The organism is Saccharopolyspora hirsuta (assembly GCF_008630535.1).
GTDB classification, from domain to species: domain Bacteria; phylum Actinomycetota; class Actinomycetes; order Mycobacteriales; family Pseudonocardiaceae; genus Saccharopolyspora; species Saccharopolyspora hirsuta.
In genome coordinates this window covers 41,738-56,416 of sequence record NZ_VWPH01000004.1, presented here as the reverse complement: position 1 = coordinate 56,416, position 14,679 = coordinate 41,738, and the positions used below count along the sequence as shown (strand labels likewise).

15 protein-coding genes and 1 pseudogene are annotated in these 14,679 nt (G+C 70.5%); 6 read left to right on the top strand and 10 right to left on the bottom strand.

From position 1 onward, the window contains the following. Positions 1-3: 3 nt before the first annotated feature. The gene (locus F1721_RS09030; protein WP_150066144.1) at positions 4-861 is read right to left on the bottom strand and encodes an alpha/beta hydrolase; all 858 of its coding nucleotides are present in this window, start codon (positions 859-861) and stop codon (positions 4-6) included. A gap of 267 nt (positions 862-1,128) precedes the next feature. Between F1721_RS09030 and F1721_RS09025 the strand changes: the two genes are divergently transcribed. Next, positions 1,129-1,890, top strand: coding sequence for a hypothetical protein (locus tag F1721_RS09025; protein WP_150066143.1), 762 nt, complete (start codon positions 1,129-1,131; stop codon positions 1,888-1,890). Positions 1,891-1,930: 40 nt separating this feature from the next. Here F1721_RS09025 and F1721_RS09020 read toward each other — a convergent pair whose 3' ends face one another. The 3 genes and pseudogenes from F1721_RS09020 to F1721_RS09010 all read right to left on the bottom strand — a co-directional run. Further along, positions 1,931-3,109, bottom strand: a complete 1,179-nt coding sequence (locus F1721_RS09020; RefSeq protein ID WP_150066142.1) for an MFS transporter — start codon at positions 3,107-3,109, stop codon at positions 1,931-1,933. A gap of 66 nt (positions 3,110-3,175) precedes the next feature. Continuing rightward, positions 3,176-3,418, bottom strand: coding sequence for a methyltransferase domain-containing protein (locus tag F1721_RS09015; RefSeq protein ID WP_150066141.1), 243 nt, complete (start codon positions 3,416-3,418; stop codon positions 3,176-3,178). A gap of 11 nt (positions 3,419-3,429) precedes the next feature. Beyond that, positions 3,430-3,639: pseudogene (locus tag F1721_RS09010) on the bottom strand (ArsR/SmtB family transcription factor); the annotation flags it as partial. A 287-nt stretch (positions 3,640-3,926) separates the two neighbouring features. Here F1721_RS09010 and F1721_RS09005 point away from each other — a divergent pair. Together F1721_RS09005 and F1721_RS09000 are read left to right on the top strand one after the other, a co-directional pair. After that, complete coding sequence (locus tag F1721_RS09005) at positions 3,927-4,124, top strand: hypothetical protein (RefSeq protein WP_150066140.1); 198 nt, start codon at positions 3,927-3,929, stop codon at positions 4,122-4,124. 335 nt (positions 4,125-4,459) lie between these two features. Continuing rightward, the gene (locus tag F1721_RS09000; protein ID WP_150066139.1) at positions 4,460-5,413 is read left to right on the top strand and encodes a hypothetical protein; all 954 of its coding nucleotides are present in this window, start codon (positions 4,460-4,462) and stop codon (positions 5,411-5,413) included. A 60-nt stretch (positions 5,414-5,473) separates the two neighbouring features. On the opposite strand, the gene F1721_RS08995 is transcribed toward F1721_RS09000, so the two are convergent. Both F1721_RS08995 and F1721_RS08990 read right to left on the bottom strand, forming a co-directional pair. Next, positions 5,474-6,403 (bottom strand): RNA polymerase sigma-70 factor, encoded by a 930-nt coding sequence (locus F1721_RS08995; protein ID WP_246154573.1) that lies wholly within the window; start codon positions 6,401-6,403, stop codon positions 5,474-5,476. Positions 6,404-6,805: 402 nt separating this feature from the next. Continuing rightward, on the bottom strand, positions 6,806-7,279 hold the full coding sequence (locus F1721_RS08990) for a carboxymuconolactone decarboxylase family protein (protein WP_150066138.1): 474 nt from the start codon (positions 7,277-7,279) through the stop codon (positions 6,806-6,808). A 209-nt stretch (positions 7,280-7,488) separates the two neighbouring features. Between F1721_RS08990 and wrbA the strand changes: the two genes are divergently transcribed. The 3 genes from wrbA to F1721_RS08975 all read left to right on the top strand — a co-directional run bounded on the left by wrbA (position 7,489) and on the right by F1721_RS08975 (position 9,792). Beyond that, on the top strand, positions 7,489-8,100 hold the full coding sequence (gene wrbA, locus F1721_RS08985; RefSeq protein WP_150066137.1) for an NAD(P)H:quinone oxidoreductase: 612 nt from the start codon (positions 7,489-7,491) through the stop codon (positions 8,098-8,100). Positions 8,101-8,191: 91 nt separating this feature from the next. After that, complete coding sequence (locus tag F1721_RS08980; RefSeq protein WP_150066136.1) at positions 8,192-9,178, top strand: ring-cleaving dioxygenase; 987 nt, start codon at positions 8,192-8,194, stop codon at positions 9,176-9,178. Further along, the gene (locus F1721_RS08975; RefSeq protein WP_150066135.1) at positions 9,175-9,792 is read left to right on the top strand and encodes an alpha/beta hydrolase; all 618 of its coding nucleotides are present in this window, start codon (positions 9,175-9,177) and stop codon (positions 9,790-9,792) included. Before F1721_RS08980 ends, F1721_RS08975 begins: the two co-directional genes overlap by 4 nt. Before the next feature lie 52 nt (positions 9,793-9,844). On the opposite strand, the gene F1721_RS08970 is transcribed toward F1721_RS08975, so the two are convergent. The 4 genes from F1721_RS08970 to F1721_RS08955 all read right to left on the bottom strand — a co-directional run bounded on the left by F1721_RS08970 (position 9,845) and on the right by F1721_RS08955 (position 14,624). Next, positions 9,845-10,321 carry a (2Fe-2S)-binding protein gene (locus F1721_RS08970; RefSeq protein ID WP_150066134.1) on the bottom strand — a complete coding sequence of 159 codons (477 nt, stop codon included), beginning with the start codon at positions 10,319-10,321 and terminating at the stop codon, positions 9,845-9,847. A 50-nt stretch (positions 10,322-10,371) separates the two neighbouring features. Further along, positions 10,372-12,672, bottom strand: coding sequence for a molybdopterin cofactor-binding domain-containing protein (locus tag F1721_RS08965; protein WP_150066133.1), 2,301 nt, complete (start codon positions 12,670-12,672; stop codon positions 10,372-10,374). Between the two features lie 251 nt (positions 12,673-12,923). Then, on the bottom strand, positions 12,924-13,121 hold the full coding sequence (locus F1721_RS08960; protein ID WP_150066132.1) for a hypothetical protein: 198 nt from the start codon (positions 13,119-13,121) through the stop codon (positions 12,924-12,926). Positions 13,122-13,340: 219 nt separating this feature from the next. Continuing rightward, positions 13,341-14,624 (bottom strand): SLC13 family permease, encoded by a 1,284-nt coding sequence (locus F1721_RS08955; protein WP_150066131.1) that lies wholly within the window; start codon positions 14,622-14,624, stop codon positions 13,341-13,343. Positions 14,625-14,679: the final 55 nt, after the last annotated feature.

Sequence of the window (14,679 nt, the reverse complement as noted above, 5' to 3'; positions counted from 1 at the left end):
GCCTCAAGCGGTCCGGTGCGCGTCGAGCCAGTCCACGATCTCGTCGAGCACCTGGTCCTGCTCCGGCTCGTTGTGGGATTCGTGGTGCAGGCCCTCGTGGATGCGGAGGGTCAGGTCCGCCGATCCGGCGCGGTCGCGCACCAGCTCGCTGGCGGTCGGCGGCATCAGCCGGTCCGCGCCGCCGTGCAGGACGAACAGCGGCATGGTCAGCGACGGCAGGCGCTGCGGCATGGCTTCGGCGGTCCGCATGATCTCCACGGCCGTCCGCGCCCGCATCTTCCCGCTGTGGTTGAGCGGATCGGCGCGGAAGGCCCGGACCACCTCGGGATCGCGGCTGATGGTGTTCGCGTCGATGGTCCGCACTCCCAGGTCGGGCAGCAGCTTCGACAGCAGCGGCGCGAGCACCCGCTCCGGCGCGGACACCGGCCCGGCGTCGAGCGCCGGGGCGGAGATCACGGCACCGGCGATCCGGTCCAGCGGTGTGCCGGTGAGGTACTGCAGCGAGATCAGCCCGCCCATGCTGTGCCCGTGGACGAACAGCGGCACCCCGTCGTGGCGCTGCGCGGCCAGCCGCACCAGGAGGTCGACCCCGGCGACGGCGGCGGCCATGCTGCCGATGTTGCCGCGCGCACCCGGCGACCGGCCGTGCCCGGGGTGGTCCAGGGCGTACACCGCGTAGCCCGCCGCGTTGAACCGCTCCGCGACGTGCCGGTAGCGACCGCTGTGCTCGTGCACGCCGTGGACCAGCACGACGACCCCGGCGGGTCGCTCGACGGTCCAGCTCTGCCAGTACTGCCCGGAGGGCAGGGTTCCCTCGGAGTGCGATGCCTTCGGCAGCGCGTCGTCGTGGGGCTTGGTCATCGAGCACCTTCCCGGCCGTGCGTGCGAACTTCCGCGCCAGCCTCGTCGGCTGATCGCCCCCTGGCAACTCCGCGGGCGCTTGACCTGATCTTCTCGCTGAGCGCCCGGGGGAGTTTCGTGCGCTTCGCCGGGGGTTTTGGGTTCAAGTGCGGCGACCGCATACCCCATAGGGGTATGGTGCGGATCACGTTGCGCGAGTGCTCGAGCGTCGGCATAGTTCCCGGTGTTGAACCAATACCCCCTAGGGGTATATATGAGGAGGTCCCGATGAACGAGTCGACGCACGCCGGTCACCACGCGCACACCGCTGCGCACCGCGGGCACGGGGGCGCTCCTGAGGGGCTGCAGATCACCGAGGACGGCTACACCTTCGCGCCGGAGACCGCGCGGCTGACCGCCGGGGCCGCCGCCGACTACCGGTTCCGCATCCTCGGACCTGACGGGGCGGCGGTGACCGCGCTGGCCGAGGTGCACGGCAAGAAGATCCACCTCATCGTGGTCCGCCGGGACCTCACCGCCTTCTGGCACCTGCACCCGGTCGAGGACGGCGCCGGGACCTGGACCGTGCCGCTGGACCTGGCGGAAGCAGGGGAGTACCGGGTGCTCGTCGACTTCCAACCCGAGGGTGCCGCCGGGCTCACGCTCGGCGCGGACCTGGCGGTCGCCGGTGACTACCGACCGCGCCCGGTGCCGGAACCCGCCGCGGTGTCGGCGGTCGACGGCTACGAGGTCGTGCTCGACGGCGAGCTGGTGCCGGGCCAGGCCAACCGCATCGCCCTCGCGGTGCACCGCAACGGCGAACCGGTGACCGACCTCCAGCCGTACCTCGGCGCGTACGGGCACCTGGTGGCCCTCCGCCTCGGCGACCTCGCGTACCTCCACGTCCACCCGGACGGCGGCGCGACCCGCCCGGGGCCGGAGATCGCCTTCCACGCAGCGGTCCCGGGCCCGGGAACCTACCGGCTGTTCCTCGACTTCAAGCACGCCGGAGAGGTCCGCACCGCCCAGTTCACCGCTACCGCCAGCTGAACAGCGCCCCCGGAGGTCCACCACTCGGGTCGGTGAGCAGTCAGGCGCGGGCGGTGCGGGCGACGGCGGGGATGATCGCCAGGGCGAGAACTCCGCCGGTGATCGCGAGCACCGAGTAGCTGGTGGCCGCGACGACCATGCCGGACGCCATGCCGCCACCGGCTCCGGCCAGGGCGATCGACACGTCGATCTTGCCCTGCGTCCTCGCCCGGGTGGCCAGCGGGACGGTGTCGGCGATGATCGTGGTGCCGCTGATCAGGCCGAAGTTCCAGCCGAGCCCCAGCAGGCCGAGCGCGACCGCGAGCAGCCCGGTCGAGTCCGGCGGCGCCAGGGCCGCGAGCAGCCCCGCGCCGAGGAGGGTGACCCCGGAGGCGGCGGCGACCGCCAGCCGTCCGAAGCGGTCGACGAGCAGGCCGCTGAACGGCGACGGCAGGTACATCCCGGCCACGTGGACGGCGATGACCAGCCCCGCCGCGCCGACGTCGTGGCCGTGGTGCTGCATGTGGATCGGCGTCATGGTCATGATGGCGACCATGACGAGCTGCGTCAGCACCATGACCGAGGCGCCCAGCACCAGGTGGGCGCGGTGGTTCCCGGTCGCTGCCGGGTCCTGCGACTTCTCGGCGGGCTGCGGGGTTTCCGCGGCTGCCGCGCGCGCGGTGGTCAGGGGATCGGGGCGCAGCATGACCCAGAGCACGGCTGCTGCCGCCGCGTAGGCCACCGCCGCGAGGGCGAAAGGACCGGACAGGCGCGGGATGTCCAGGGCTTCGGCCAGTCGGCCGGTCGCCGTGACCAGGTTCGGCCCGGCGACCGCTCCGACGGTGGTGGCCACCAGAACGGTGCTCACCGCCCGGCCCCGCTGGTGCGGCGGGGCGAGGTCGGCTCCGGCGTAGCGGGCCTGCAGGTTGGTGGCGCTGCCCGCGCCGTAGACGAACAGCGAGAGGAACAGCAGGACGACGCTGCCGGTGGTGGCGGCGATGACGACGCCGAGGCTCCCGACGGCGCCGGTGGCGTAGCCCGCGGAGAGCCCGACGCGGCGGCCGAGGCGTTGCGAAGTGCGTCCGATGAGGACCGCCGCGGCAGCGGAGCCGATGGTGAACAGCGCGCTGGGCAGCCCGGACAGGCTGGTGCTGTCGAGCATGTCCTGCGCCAGCAGCGCACCGACGGTGATACCGGCCGCGAGCCCGGCTCCGCTGAGGATCTGGGCCGACACGAGCACCGCGAGGATGCGTCTCTGGGCGGGGTGGGCGGCAGCGCGCACGGAAGGCCTTTCGGGCGGGGCGGATCAGCGGGGCTTGGCGTCGGGGAGCGGGGTCGGGTCGTGGACGGTCGCGGTGATCCGGTCGGACAAGCCCTCCCGGTCCGCCTGAGCGCGGAGGCGGGCCAGTCCGTCGCGGCTGGAGTCCACGGCGTGCACGGCGAAACCGCGGCGGGTGAAGTGCAGGCTGTCCCGGCCGTGACCGGCGCCCAGATCGAGGACGGTTCCGGCGGCGTGCCGCGCGGGTTCGGACGGCTCGTCGCCGTACATGTGGGGATGGGCTTGGCAGCGACCAGGTTCGCCTGCTTGAGGGTCTGCAGGTGCGCGGAGGCGGTGGTCATGGCCAGCTGCGCCGAGCGCGCCAACGCCTCGGCGGTGCGCTCGCCCTGCGCGAGCAGGTCGAGCAGCTCCAGCCGCTTCCCGCTGGCCAGCGCCTTGCCGACCCGGGCGAACTGGTCGAACAGGGCCGCCTTCGCGCCTCGGTCGCCCATGATTGCTCCGATCTTCCACGGAGTAGTGTACGAAGGTTGTTTTGCCGGTTGTTCCGCATCGTGCTCGGCGGATCTGCGAGTTCATCCGATCCGTCGATGAGCAAGTCCCCAAACCCGCGTTCCTGCTGCGCAGAAGATGAACACGGAGTGTTGTCCCGGTGTTTTCGCGGGTGATGCACGGTGGGCTGTGACGGTGCTGTGACGGGGTGGTGACGGGCGGCTGGCCTACTCGCCGTCAGCGGTTCGCGCCGCTGTCGGAATCTCGTGAACGCGAACTAGGGGGAACCATGTTCGAACACCTGTCGGTCGAGCTGCTGCCGGAGCGCAAAGCCCTCGGTGGCGGTTGGTGGAACGGCTTCGGCGACATCGACCAGAACCTGGACGTGTGGCAGGACGTCGACGTCGACGTGAACAACTGGTCCTTCGCCGGTGACGTCAACGTGACGGCCTTCAACAACGCCAACATCGACCAGAACGGCTTCTGAGTCGGCAACCCCAGTTCCTGGCCGCCCACCGCTGCTGCGCTCGGTGGGCGGCCAGGTTCGCGCGGGTGCGCGCCGCCACCGGGTCCGGCGATCGTGTGCGGCGTTCACCGCGAGGACCGTCTCAGCGCACGACGAGAGCGAGGTGCTGCTGGTGTCGCGCACGAACTCCTGACCCGGATCGCGTTGCGGCCGGGCGGTTTTCGGCCGCGACCGCCTTCTGCGGACGCTTCGTCGAAAACGGCCTTCGGCGTCGCCCGGTGTTGTTACCGTGGCGCGCATGTTGATCAACGAACCCCGCACCCGATTACGCGTGCGCGAAGGCCGGAGGTGACCGCATGAGCTCGGCCGGATGCCCCACGCTCGACAACCTCGACGACGGGTCCACCGCATTCCTCTTCGAAGCCGTCGATCTCGGGATGGAGTACGCGAAGTTCGAGGACGGCTTCGTCCCGCTCGCGACCGTCCTGGGGCCGGGCGGTCAGAAGCACATCTGGAAGCTCGTCGGCGACGAGGACGGGTCGTGGACGCAGGAGCAGGGCGTGGCGCTCGGCCGCGAGAAGCTCCACGACCTCGACGAGGACGCCCACTGCGTGACGCTGATCTACGACGGCTACTTCACCGGCGACGGCGGGCGGACCGAAGCGGTGTTCGTCGAGGCCTACCAGCTGGGCCGCCCGGCAGGGGTGCACATGTGCCAGCGCTACGAGCGGCGCGGCGGCGACGTCCACCTCATCGGCAACCCGATGCTGCTCGACGACGTGGTGCCACCGCTGGTGTCGCCGGACCGGCAGCCGGTCGAGTACCCCCACCTCGGCCCGGAGGCCAAGGAGTTCGCGCTGGGGGCGATCGCGGTCGGGATCGAGGACGTGGAGCCGGAGGCGTGCGTCGTGCAGCCGTTCGCCGCGGTTCTGGCCGAGGACGGCTCGCGCGACCTGTGGCGCCTGGTCGACGACGAGCTGGACCCCACGGTGGGCGGCAGCCTGGACCTCGGCCGAGACCAGTTGGCTTCGCTGGACCGGAGCACCCGCTGCGCCGCGCTGGTCTGGGGTGGCGACATCCCGGACGACGAGGACCAGGAGGGCGCGGTGTTCGTCGAGGCCTACGAGCTGGGCCGCCCGGCGGGGGTGCGCTTGGTGCAGCCGTACCGCCGGATCGACCACGACCGCGTCGCGCTGCTGGGCGGCCCGCAGGTCCTGGAGGAGTCGGAACCCCTGGTCCCGCCGGTCGAAGCGCCCCGCTCCGAGGCCTTCGCGCGCCTGCAGGAGATGGCCGCGCGCAAGCGGAGCTGACCGCTGCTCGCTGAGGCGGACGTGTCCGGTGGTCATCAGCGATGACCACCGGACGCGCGGTCAGCGCGCCTGGCGGCGGGACTGCCGCAGCTCCTGGTTGACCGCCCAGGCGTCGGCCACCGGGCCGAGGTGGCCGAGCTTGTCCGGGTTGAGCACCCCGCGGATGGCCTGGACCTTGTCGTCGAGCACGTCGAGGACCAAGGCGTTGAGCACCTTGCCGTGGCGGTCGCGGAAGACGGCGCCGGGCTGGCCGTTGATCTCGCGCGGCTCGAAGGTCACCTCGATCCGGAGCAGCGGCGGGAAGGCCGTGCCCAGCAACCGGGCCACCTTCTCCGCGCCCACGACGGTCCGGGCCAGCTGCGGGGCCTTGCCGCCGCCGTCGCCGACCAGTTGCACGTCGGCGGCCAGCAGGTCCTGGAGCCCGCCCACGTCGCCGTTCTGCAGCGCGTCGAAGAAGCGGGTCGCCAGCTCCTGCCGCCGCTGGCGGTCCGCGGCGAACCGGGGCCGGCCGTCCTGCATGTGCTGCCGCGCCCGCACCGCCAGCTGTCGGCACGCCGCCTCCGACCGCCCGACCGCTGCGGCGACGTCGTCGAAGCCGAAGGCGAACACCTCCCGCAGGACGAACACCGCCCGCTCCAGCGGGCTGAGCCGCTCCAGCAGCAGGAGCGCCGCCATCGACACCGAATCGGCCAGTTCGGCCGACCGTCCCGGGTCCTGGTACGGGTCCTCCAGCAGCGGCTCGGGGAACCACGGCCCGACGTACTCCTCCCGCCGCACCCGCGCCGAGCGCAGCACGTCGATCGAGATGCGGGTGACCACGGCGGACAAGTACGCCTTGGTCGACTCGGGCCGCGTCGTCGAGCGGTCGAAGCGCAGCCACGTCTCCTGCACGGCGTCCTCGGCCTCGCCCACGCTGCCCAGGATCCGGTAGGCGATCGAGAACAGCAGCGGCCGCAGCTCCTCGAACTCCTCGACCTTGTCCACTCCCACTCCGTTCTCCCGTCAGCTGATCCCCGGATGATCCTCCGACCGGCGGCCTCCGGTGCACGCCCTCCGCGATTTCAATGGAAATCGGACCTCCGATTTCCATTGAACTTGTTCATCCTGTCCGTGGACCGCAGCTGAGAAGGGCGAACTGCACCGGTCGGCAGGTGCCGCATGCGCCGCTAGGCGCATAGCCCACCCTCGCAGCTTGCACCGCCGCGGGTTCACGGTGCCCACCCCTCTGGGGTTCCTTCCGGCGAGGACGGCCCTGACACCGTGTATTGGTCATACATAAGTCAGGGACCCCGGAGTCCAGGCGGGCGCTGAGGTTCCGCCACCGGCACCGCCGCGCAGAACGAGGTTGGAAAAACCTCATTGAAATCGCGTCGGTCCGGGTCGGGTCCGTCCTCAGTGGAACTGGCCGGGCTCGTAGTTGCCCGCCGGTTGCCGGGTGATGATGTTGAGCCGGTTCACCATGCCCATGAAGGAGATCAGGACCACCAGCGCGGTCAGCTGCTCCTGGTCGTAGTGCTGGGCGGCGCGCTCCCACACCTCGTCGTTCACCCCGCCGGGCACCTCCGCGGCCCGGGTGCCCGCTTCGGCCAGTTCCAGCGCGGCGCGCTCGGCCTCGGTGAAGACCGTGGCCTCCCGCCACGCCGCGACCAGGTTCAGCCGCACGGCGCTCTCACCGGCGTGCGCGGCGTCCTTGGTGTGCATGTCGATGCAGACGGCGCAGCCGTTGATCTGGCTCACGCGCAGCGCCACCAGCTCCGTGGTCGTGCTCGGCAGCGGCGATTCCTTGAGCGCCCGGCCCGTCGACATCACGTACTTGATGATCTTGCCCGCGGTCGGGCTGGCGAGGTAGTCGAGTCGCGCGTCCATCGTGTGCTCCTCCGTGGAGTTCCGGTCCCTGCACCTCCCGAGACGAGATGTCCCGGCGCCCTGTGACATCGGCGCGTGTGACCCGCGTCTCGCGCTCCAACTCTCTCGCGATGAATTCTTGCGTGGAAGAGAAGTGTCGAGTAGTGTCTTGCTCGTAAGAGATCGGCGGGGTGTTTGGTCGCCCGTCTTCGTGTGCAAGGAGTCATGTCGTGGGCAACGTCAAGGTCAGCATCATCTACTACTCGTCGACCGGTACTGGTACGGAGATCGCGAACACGTTGGCCGCGGAGGCTGAGGCGGCGGGTGCGGAGGTGCGGTTGCGGCGGGTGGCCGAGCTGGCTCCGGATGCGGCGATCGACAGCAATCCGGCGTGGCGGGCGAATGTGGAGGCGACTCGTTCGGTTCCGGAGGCCACCGCGGATGACGTGGTGTGGGCCGATGCGGTGTTGTTCGGTTCGCCGACCCGGTTCGGCAACATCTCTTCTCAGCTCAAGCAGTTCATCGACACGTTGGGTGGGCAGTGGGCGCAGGGTCTGCTGGCGGACAAGGTTTACAGCGGGTTCACCTCGACCTCGACCACGCACGGCGGTCAGGAGTCGACGCTGCTGGCGCTGTACAACACCTTCCACCACTTCGGTGGGATCGTGGTGGCTCCGGGTTACACCGATGGTGCGAAGTTCGCCGACGGCAACCCGTATGGCACCAGCCACGTGGACGCGCAGGGCGCGAACAAGGTCGATGACACCACGCGTGCGGCTGCGGCTGTGCAGGCCCGCCGTGTTGTGGGTGTGGCCCAGGCCTTGAAGAACGGCCGCGCCTGACCGAACCTCCTCGGCTGGGCATCCGGCGAACCCGGGTGCCCAGCCGAGGAGACCACCCGATCCCCACCGGCCCGAACCGCAGGAGGCGGTCATGTCGATCAGCACCACAGGTCTGCACCACGTCACCGCCATCGGCGGGAACCCGCAGCGCAACGCCGACTTCTACCTGCGCACCCTGGGGCTGCGCCTGGTCAAGACCACGGTGAACTTCGACGATCCCGGCACCTACCACCTGTACTACGGCGACGCCGAGGGCAGGCCGGGAACGCTGATGACCTTCTTCCCGTGGGACGGGGTCCCGGACGGCCGCCGGGGGACCGGCCAGGCCACCACGACCGCGTTCTCCGTCCCGGCGAACTCGATCGGCTGGTGGCAGCAGCACCTCGAAGCGGCCGGGGTGCGGACCAGCCGGATCACCAACTCCGACGAGGAGGACGCGCTCAGCTTCCAGGACCCCGACGGCCTGGGGCTCGCCCTGGTGGCGCACCCGCAGGGCGACCCGCGCGACCCGTGGGACACCCCGCTGGTTCCGGGCGAGCACGCGATCCGGGGCCTGCACTCGGTGACCATGACCGTCGCGAAGGAGGACGCGACCGCTGCGACGCTCGTGGACGACCTGGGGCTGCGGTTCGTGCACCAGGACGGCAACCGGCTGCGCTTCGCCGCCGGTGACGGCGGCCCCGGTGCGCTGGTCGACGTCCAGGTCTCCCCGGACGCCCCGCGCGGGCTGGTCGCCGGTGGCACGGTGCACCACATCGCCTGGCGGGTGCCCGACGACGCCACCCAGCTGGCGTGGCGCGAGGAGCTCGTGGGCAAGGGCTACGACGTGACGTCCATCCTGGACCGGCAGTACTTCCACTCGATCTACTTCCGCGAACCCGGCGGCGTGCTGCAGGAGATCGCCACCGACGCCCCCGGGTTCGGCGTCGACGAACCGCTGCTGGAGCTGGGCCGCGCCCTGAAGCTGCCGCCGTGGCTGGAGCCCAAGCGCGAGGAGATCCAGGAAGGGCTGCCGGAGCTGGACCTGCCGGACGAGAACAACCCCGAGGTCGCCGAGATCCTGGCGGAGCGCCGATGAGCACCCCGGCCTGGCCGCACCGCTTCCACGAGGGAGATCCGGACGAGCCGGTGCTGCTGCTGTTGCACGGCACCGGCGGGAGCCCGGACGACCTGGTGGGGCTGGCGAAGGAGATCAGCCCGCGCTCAGCACTGCTCGCCCCGGCCGGGCCGGTGTCGGAGAACGGGATGGCGCGGTGGTTCCGGCGCCTGCGCGAAGGCGTCTTCGACCACGAGGACGTAGTGCGCCGGGCCGACCAGCTCGCCGAATTCGTCCGCGAAGCGCGCACCAGCTACCAGCTGGGGACGCGGCGGCTGGTGGCCGTGGGCTTCTCCAACGGCGCGAACATCGCCGCCGCAACCGCGCTGCTGCGGCCCGACGCGATCACGGAAGTCGTGGCGTTCGCGGCGATGCTGCCGGTCCCGGAGCCGCCCGCGCTGGACCTGACCGGCACGCGCGTGCTGCTGTCGAACGGGACGCGCGACCCGATGGCGCCGACGGAGTCCGCGGAGGACCTCGTGGCGAAGTTCGAGGAGCGCTCCGCCCGCGTCACGGCCCACTGGCACCCGGGCGGGCACCAGATCACGCTCGACGGCGTGGCCGCGGCCCGCGACTGGCTGCGCGAAACCCCTTGAGCAGCAGGGCTTCCCCGTCCGACGAGGGGCTGGACGGGGAAGCCCTGCGCGGTCACATCTTCTCCGCGCCCGCCTTGATCGCCTCGCGGATGCGGTAGTAGGTGCCGCAGCGGCAGACGTTGCGGATCTCGTCCAGCAGCGCGTCGTCGATCTCGCGCCCTTCCCGGCGGGCCTGGTTCACCTTCGCCACGGCCGCCATGATCTGCCCCGGCTGGCAGTAGCCGCACTGCGCGACGTCGTGCTCCAGCCACGCCTCCTGCATCGGGTGCAGGTCCTTGCCGACCGTCTTGGGCAGGCCTTCGATCGTGGTCACCTCGTCCTCGGGGGAGAGCTCGCCCACGGGCACCGCGCAGGGGTTGAACGCCTTGCCGTTGATGTGCGACGTGCACGCCTTGCAGACGTTGATGCCGCAGCCGTACTTGGGGCCGCGGATGCCGAGCAGATCGCGCAGCACCCAGAGAAGGCGTTCGCCGTCGTCGGCTTCGACCGTCACCGTCTCGCCGTTGACCTTGAAGGTGTGGGTGGGCATCAGCGGGGACCTCCTGGACTCAAACCTGTGTGGCGCGGACCGGGAACTGCTCAGTAGGTGTGGCTCAGGCCGTCGGTCGGCGACGCGGGCACCGGCGGGACGAAGGACTTCGGCTCGAAGTGCAGCGGGTCGTGGTGGTTGATCGGGAAGTACTGCGGCAGCTTCCCGACCGCCCGGGCGTAGGCGCAGGCCGTCGCGGCGAACGCGGAGGCGACCCCGGCCTCCCCCGCGCCACCGGGCGGGTTGTCGCTCGGCATCACGAAGACCTGCATCTCACGCGGGGTGTTCCACTGCCGCGTGTAGGCCGAGTTGTCCCAGCTGGCTTCGAGGAAGTGGCCGTCGACGAGGTGGCTGGAGTTGGTCAGCGCCAGCGCGATGCCGTCGCAGATGCCGCCCTGCATCTGGGCCTCCACTCCCTTGGGGTTGATGGCCAGCCCCGGGTCGATGGCGAAGGTGACCTTCCTGACCAGCGGACCGGTCACCGCGTCGCGCACCTTCCGGTTGACCGTCTCCGGTCGGCAGTCGATCTCCACCAGGCAGGCCGACGCGCCCTTGTACTCCTCGTGGATCGCGATGCCCTGCGCCGTGCCGGACGGCATCCGCTTGCCCCACCCACCGGCCTCGGCGACCTTCTGCAGCACCCGCTTGACCCGCTCCTTGCGCAGGTAGGCCATCCGGAACTCGTAGGGGTCCTTGCCCAGCTTCTTCGCGATCTGGTCGACGACCAGCTCGTTGGCGGCGCGGACGTCGGGGGAGTAGACGTTGCGGACCGCGCTGGTCGGGAACCGGTCGTAGGAGCCGGTCTCCATCAGCTTCTGGTTGATGACGCCGAAGTCGTAGGGCATGAACTGGGTGGTCTCGAAGATCGTCTCGGCGAGGCTGAGGTTGCCCGCGATCGGGAGCTTGCCCGCGGCGGCCGTGATGGCCTCGCCCAGGCCGTGGGTGAAGTCGACGGCCACCCCGGTGTGCCGGTGCTCGAAGCTGAGGATCTGGTCGCCCAGGTGCGCGACGCGGACCCGCGCGGTCACCATCGGGTGCGACCGGCCCTGCCGGGGCTCGTCGGCGCGGTGCCACATCAACCGGACCGGTGCGCGGCACGCGCGGGAGACGATCGCCGCTTCCAGCGCGCCGTCGAAGAACAGCTTGCGCCCGAAGGAACCCCCGCCCTCGACCACGTTGAACGTCACCTTGCCGCTCGGGATGCCCAGCGTCGCGGCGATCTCCTGCTTGGCCGCGATCGGGGACTTCGCCGAAGCCCAGATGGTGGCGCTGTCCTCGCGCACGTCGGCGACGGCGGAGTTCGGCTCCAGCGGGGAGCCGCTGCGGAAGTAGAAGGTGAAGTCGAAGTCCATCGTCTCGGCCAGCGCGGGCAGCTGCGGCACCACCATAGGCAGCTCGGCGGACTTGATCTCCGCGCGGATCGAGTCGTCGGAGGCGTCCTCCGCCGTGCCGGGCTTCCACTTCACCCGCAGCGCGCGGATGGCGTCGATGCACTGGCCGAAGGTGTGCGCCCGGACGGCGACGCCGCTCGGCACGATCTCCACGTGCGTGACCCCGTTCATCGCCTTGACCTCGGCGGAGTTCAGCACCTCCGCGGCGCTGCCGCCGATCGTCGGCGGGCGGCAGATCATCGCGGGCAGCGCGCCCTCGACCTGCAGGTCCATCGCGAACTGCTTCTGCCCGGTCACCGCGGCGTAGGCGTCCTTGCGGTTCTGCGGGGTGCCGACCACGCGGAACTCCGACGCCGGTTTGAGCTCCACCTCGCGCGCGGTGGTCCGCGGCACCGCGGCCTTCGGCACGAGCTCCCCGTAGGGCAGCTTGCCGGTGCTGCCGATGATCTCGCCGGCCTTGGTGGTCAGGTTGCCGACGGTGTCGCCGAGCAGCGCGGCCGCGGCCTCCAGCAGCGCCTGCTTGGCCAGCGCGGCGGCCACCCGGACCGGCGTGTACATCGCGAAGATGGTGTTCGACCCGCCGGTGAGCTGGTTGAACAGCAGCTCGGGGCGCGCGGGCGCCAGCGTGATGCGCACCTTGTCCAGCGGCAGCTCCAGCTCCTCGGCGATGATCATCGCGATGGACGTGGTGATGCCCTGGCCCACTTCGGCGCGGGGTAACTCGAAGGACGCCGTGCCGTCCTCGTGCACCTCGACCTTGATCAGCTGCGAGGTGGGCTGCGCGGCAGCGGTGAGCACGTCGTTGAGGTCGTACAGCTCTGCGGGCACCGGCGCGGTGACCGCGCCCGCCTGCCCCGGTGAACCGAGCAGTCCCACGTTCGCGGCGGCGACCAGCCCGGTACCGCCGATCAGGTAGCCGAGGAACTTCCGTCGCCCCATGCTCGTCCCTGGCTGTGACATGCCGTCTCCCGTCGCGTTGCCGGATGAGATTTCACGCGAGCTGAGCGTGACCGAACTTCTCGCCGCTAACTGTTCAGATCTTGTACACGGGTCCGGCGGGGTCCACCGGGGTCCCGCGAGCGGCGGGTCGAGTTCGGCTCCTTCCGGCGAGCATCGGTGGGACGGGCGAGGTCCGGGGCTACCCGGTCATCGCACGAGCTGGCCGCCCACCGCGCGCAGCAGCGGTGGGCGGCCAGCGATCAGGACGTCCGTCAGCGGGCGTTCTGGTCGATGTTGGCGTTGTTGAAGGCCGTCACGTGGACATCGCCGAAGCAGGAGTTGTTGTCGACGTCGACGTCGACGTTCTGCGTCAGGTCCAGGTCCTGGTCGATGTCGCCGAAGCCGTTCCACCAACCGCCACCGAGGGCTTTGCGCTCCGGCAGCAGCTCGACCGACAGGTGTTCGAACATGGTTCCCCCTAGTTCGCGTTCACGAGATTCCAACAGCGGCGCGAACCGCTGACGGCGAGTACGCCAGATCTCCGTCACCACCACGTCACCCGGCCGTCACGCCCCGCTCCCGCTGGTCCCCGACACCCCCGGATCACGCTCCGTATCTGGATTCTGACCAGGGAAAACGAGGGTTCGGGAGGGGGCTTGTCCACGGATCGGATGAACTCGGGAGGCGGGTCAGAGCCAGCCGGGCAGAACGAAGATCGCGCAGGTCAGGACCGGGGCGATCACGATCATGCTCATGCCCCAGGCCATCAGTCCCTTGAAGGTGGCGTCGCGCTCCGCTTCCGGGGTGTTGGCGACGACCAGGGCGCCGCTGGTGGAGAACGGGGAGGAGTCCACCACCGACGAGGAGAGCGCCAGGGCGATGATCAGGCCGACCGCGCCGACCTGGCCGGTCTGCAGGAACGGCACCGCGAGCGGGATCAGCGCGCCGAGGATGCCGGTGGTGGAGGCGAACGCGGACACCCCGCCGCCGATCAGGCAGATCACGAACGCGGCCAGCAGCGGGATCCCGATGCCGACGACCCCGTTGCCGAGGAACTCGATGGTCCCCACCGACTCCATCAGGCTCACGTAGGTCACCACACCGCAGACCAGCAGGACCGTCGGCCAGGCGACCTCGGACACGCACTTCTTCGCGACCTCGGGCCACAGCAGGACGATGACCGTGGCGATGCTCAGCGACAGCAGGCCCACGTCGAACTCCAGCGCCAGCGCGCCGACCGCCAGCGCGACCAGCCCGGTGACCGTCGTGATCCGCTGCGCGTTCGAGGTGGTGGTGCTCGTCCGCGTCGCGGTCGTCGTGCCCGAGCCGCCGGAAGGTTCGTCCGGTTGCTCGGTGCTGACCCGGCGACCCAGCAGCCGCCGCCCGCCGAACAGGTAGAACACCGCGACGCTCAGCAGCGCGTTGAACAGCAGCGAGCTGATCCACAGCAGCACCGGGTCGCCCGGCAGGCCGCTGCGCTCCACGACGCCGTTGGTGATGCTGCCGAAGATGCTGATCGGGGAGAACCCGCCCGCGCTCGCCCCGTTGATGATGAGCAGACCCATGAGCAGCGGGCTGATCCGGTAGCGGGTGGCGAAGTTCAGCCCGATCGGCGCCATCATGGCCACCGCGCCCGGGACGACCGCGCCGACCATCGTCAGCAGGGCGGTGATCACGAACATCACCCACGGGATGAGGGCGATCCGCCCGCGCACGGCCCGGACCCCGCTGTGGATGAGCCAGTCGACCGTGCCGTTGGCCTTGGCGATGGCGAACAGCAGGGTCACGCCGACCAGGGTGACGAACAGGTCGCCGGGGAACCCGGCGAACAGGTCGTCGCTGGACTGGCCGAACACGAACGTGCCGAGCAGGAAGGCGCCCAGGAACGCGACGGCTCCCATGTTCACCGAGCGCAGCGTGGCTAACGCGAAGATCAGTACCAGGCCGATGATCGAGACTACCTGTGTGGACATCGACACTCCTCGAGGCTGACGGTGGCTCGCAGGGGGTGGTGGATGTGCGGGATCT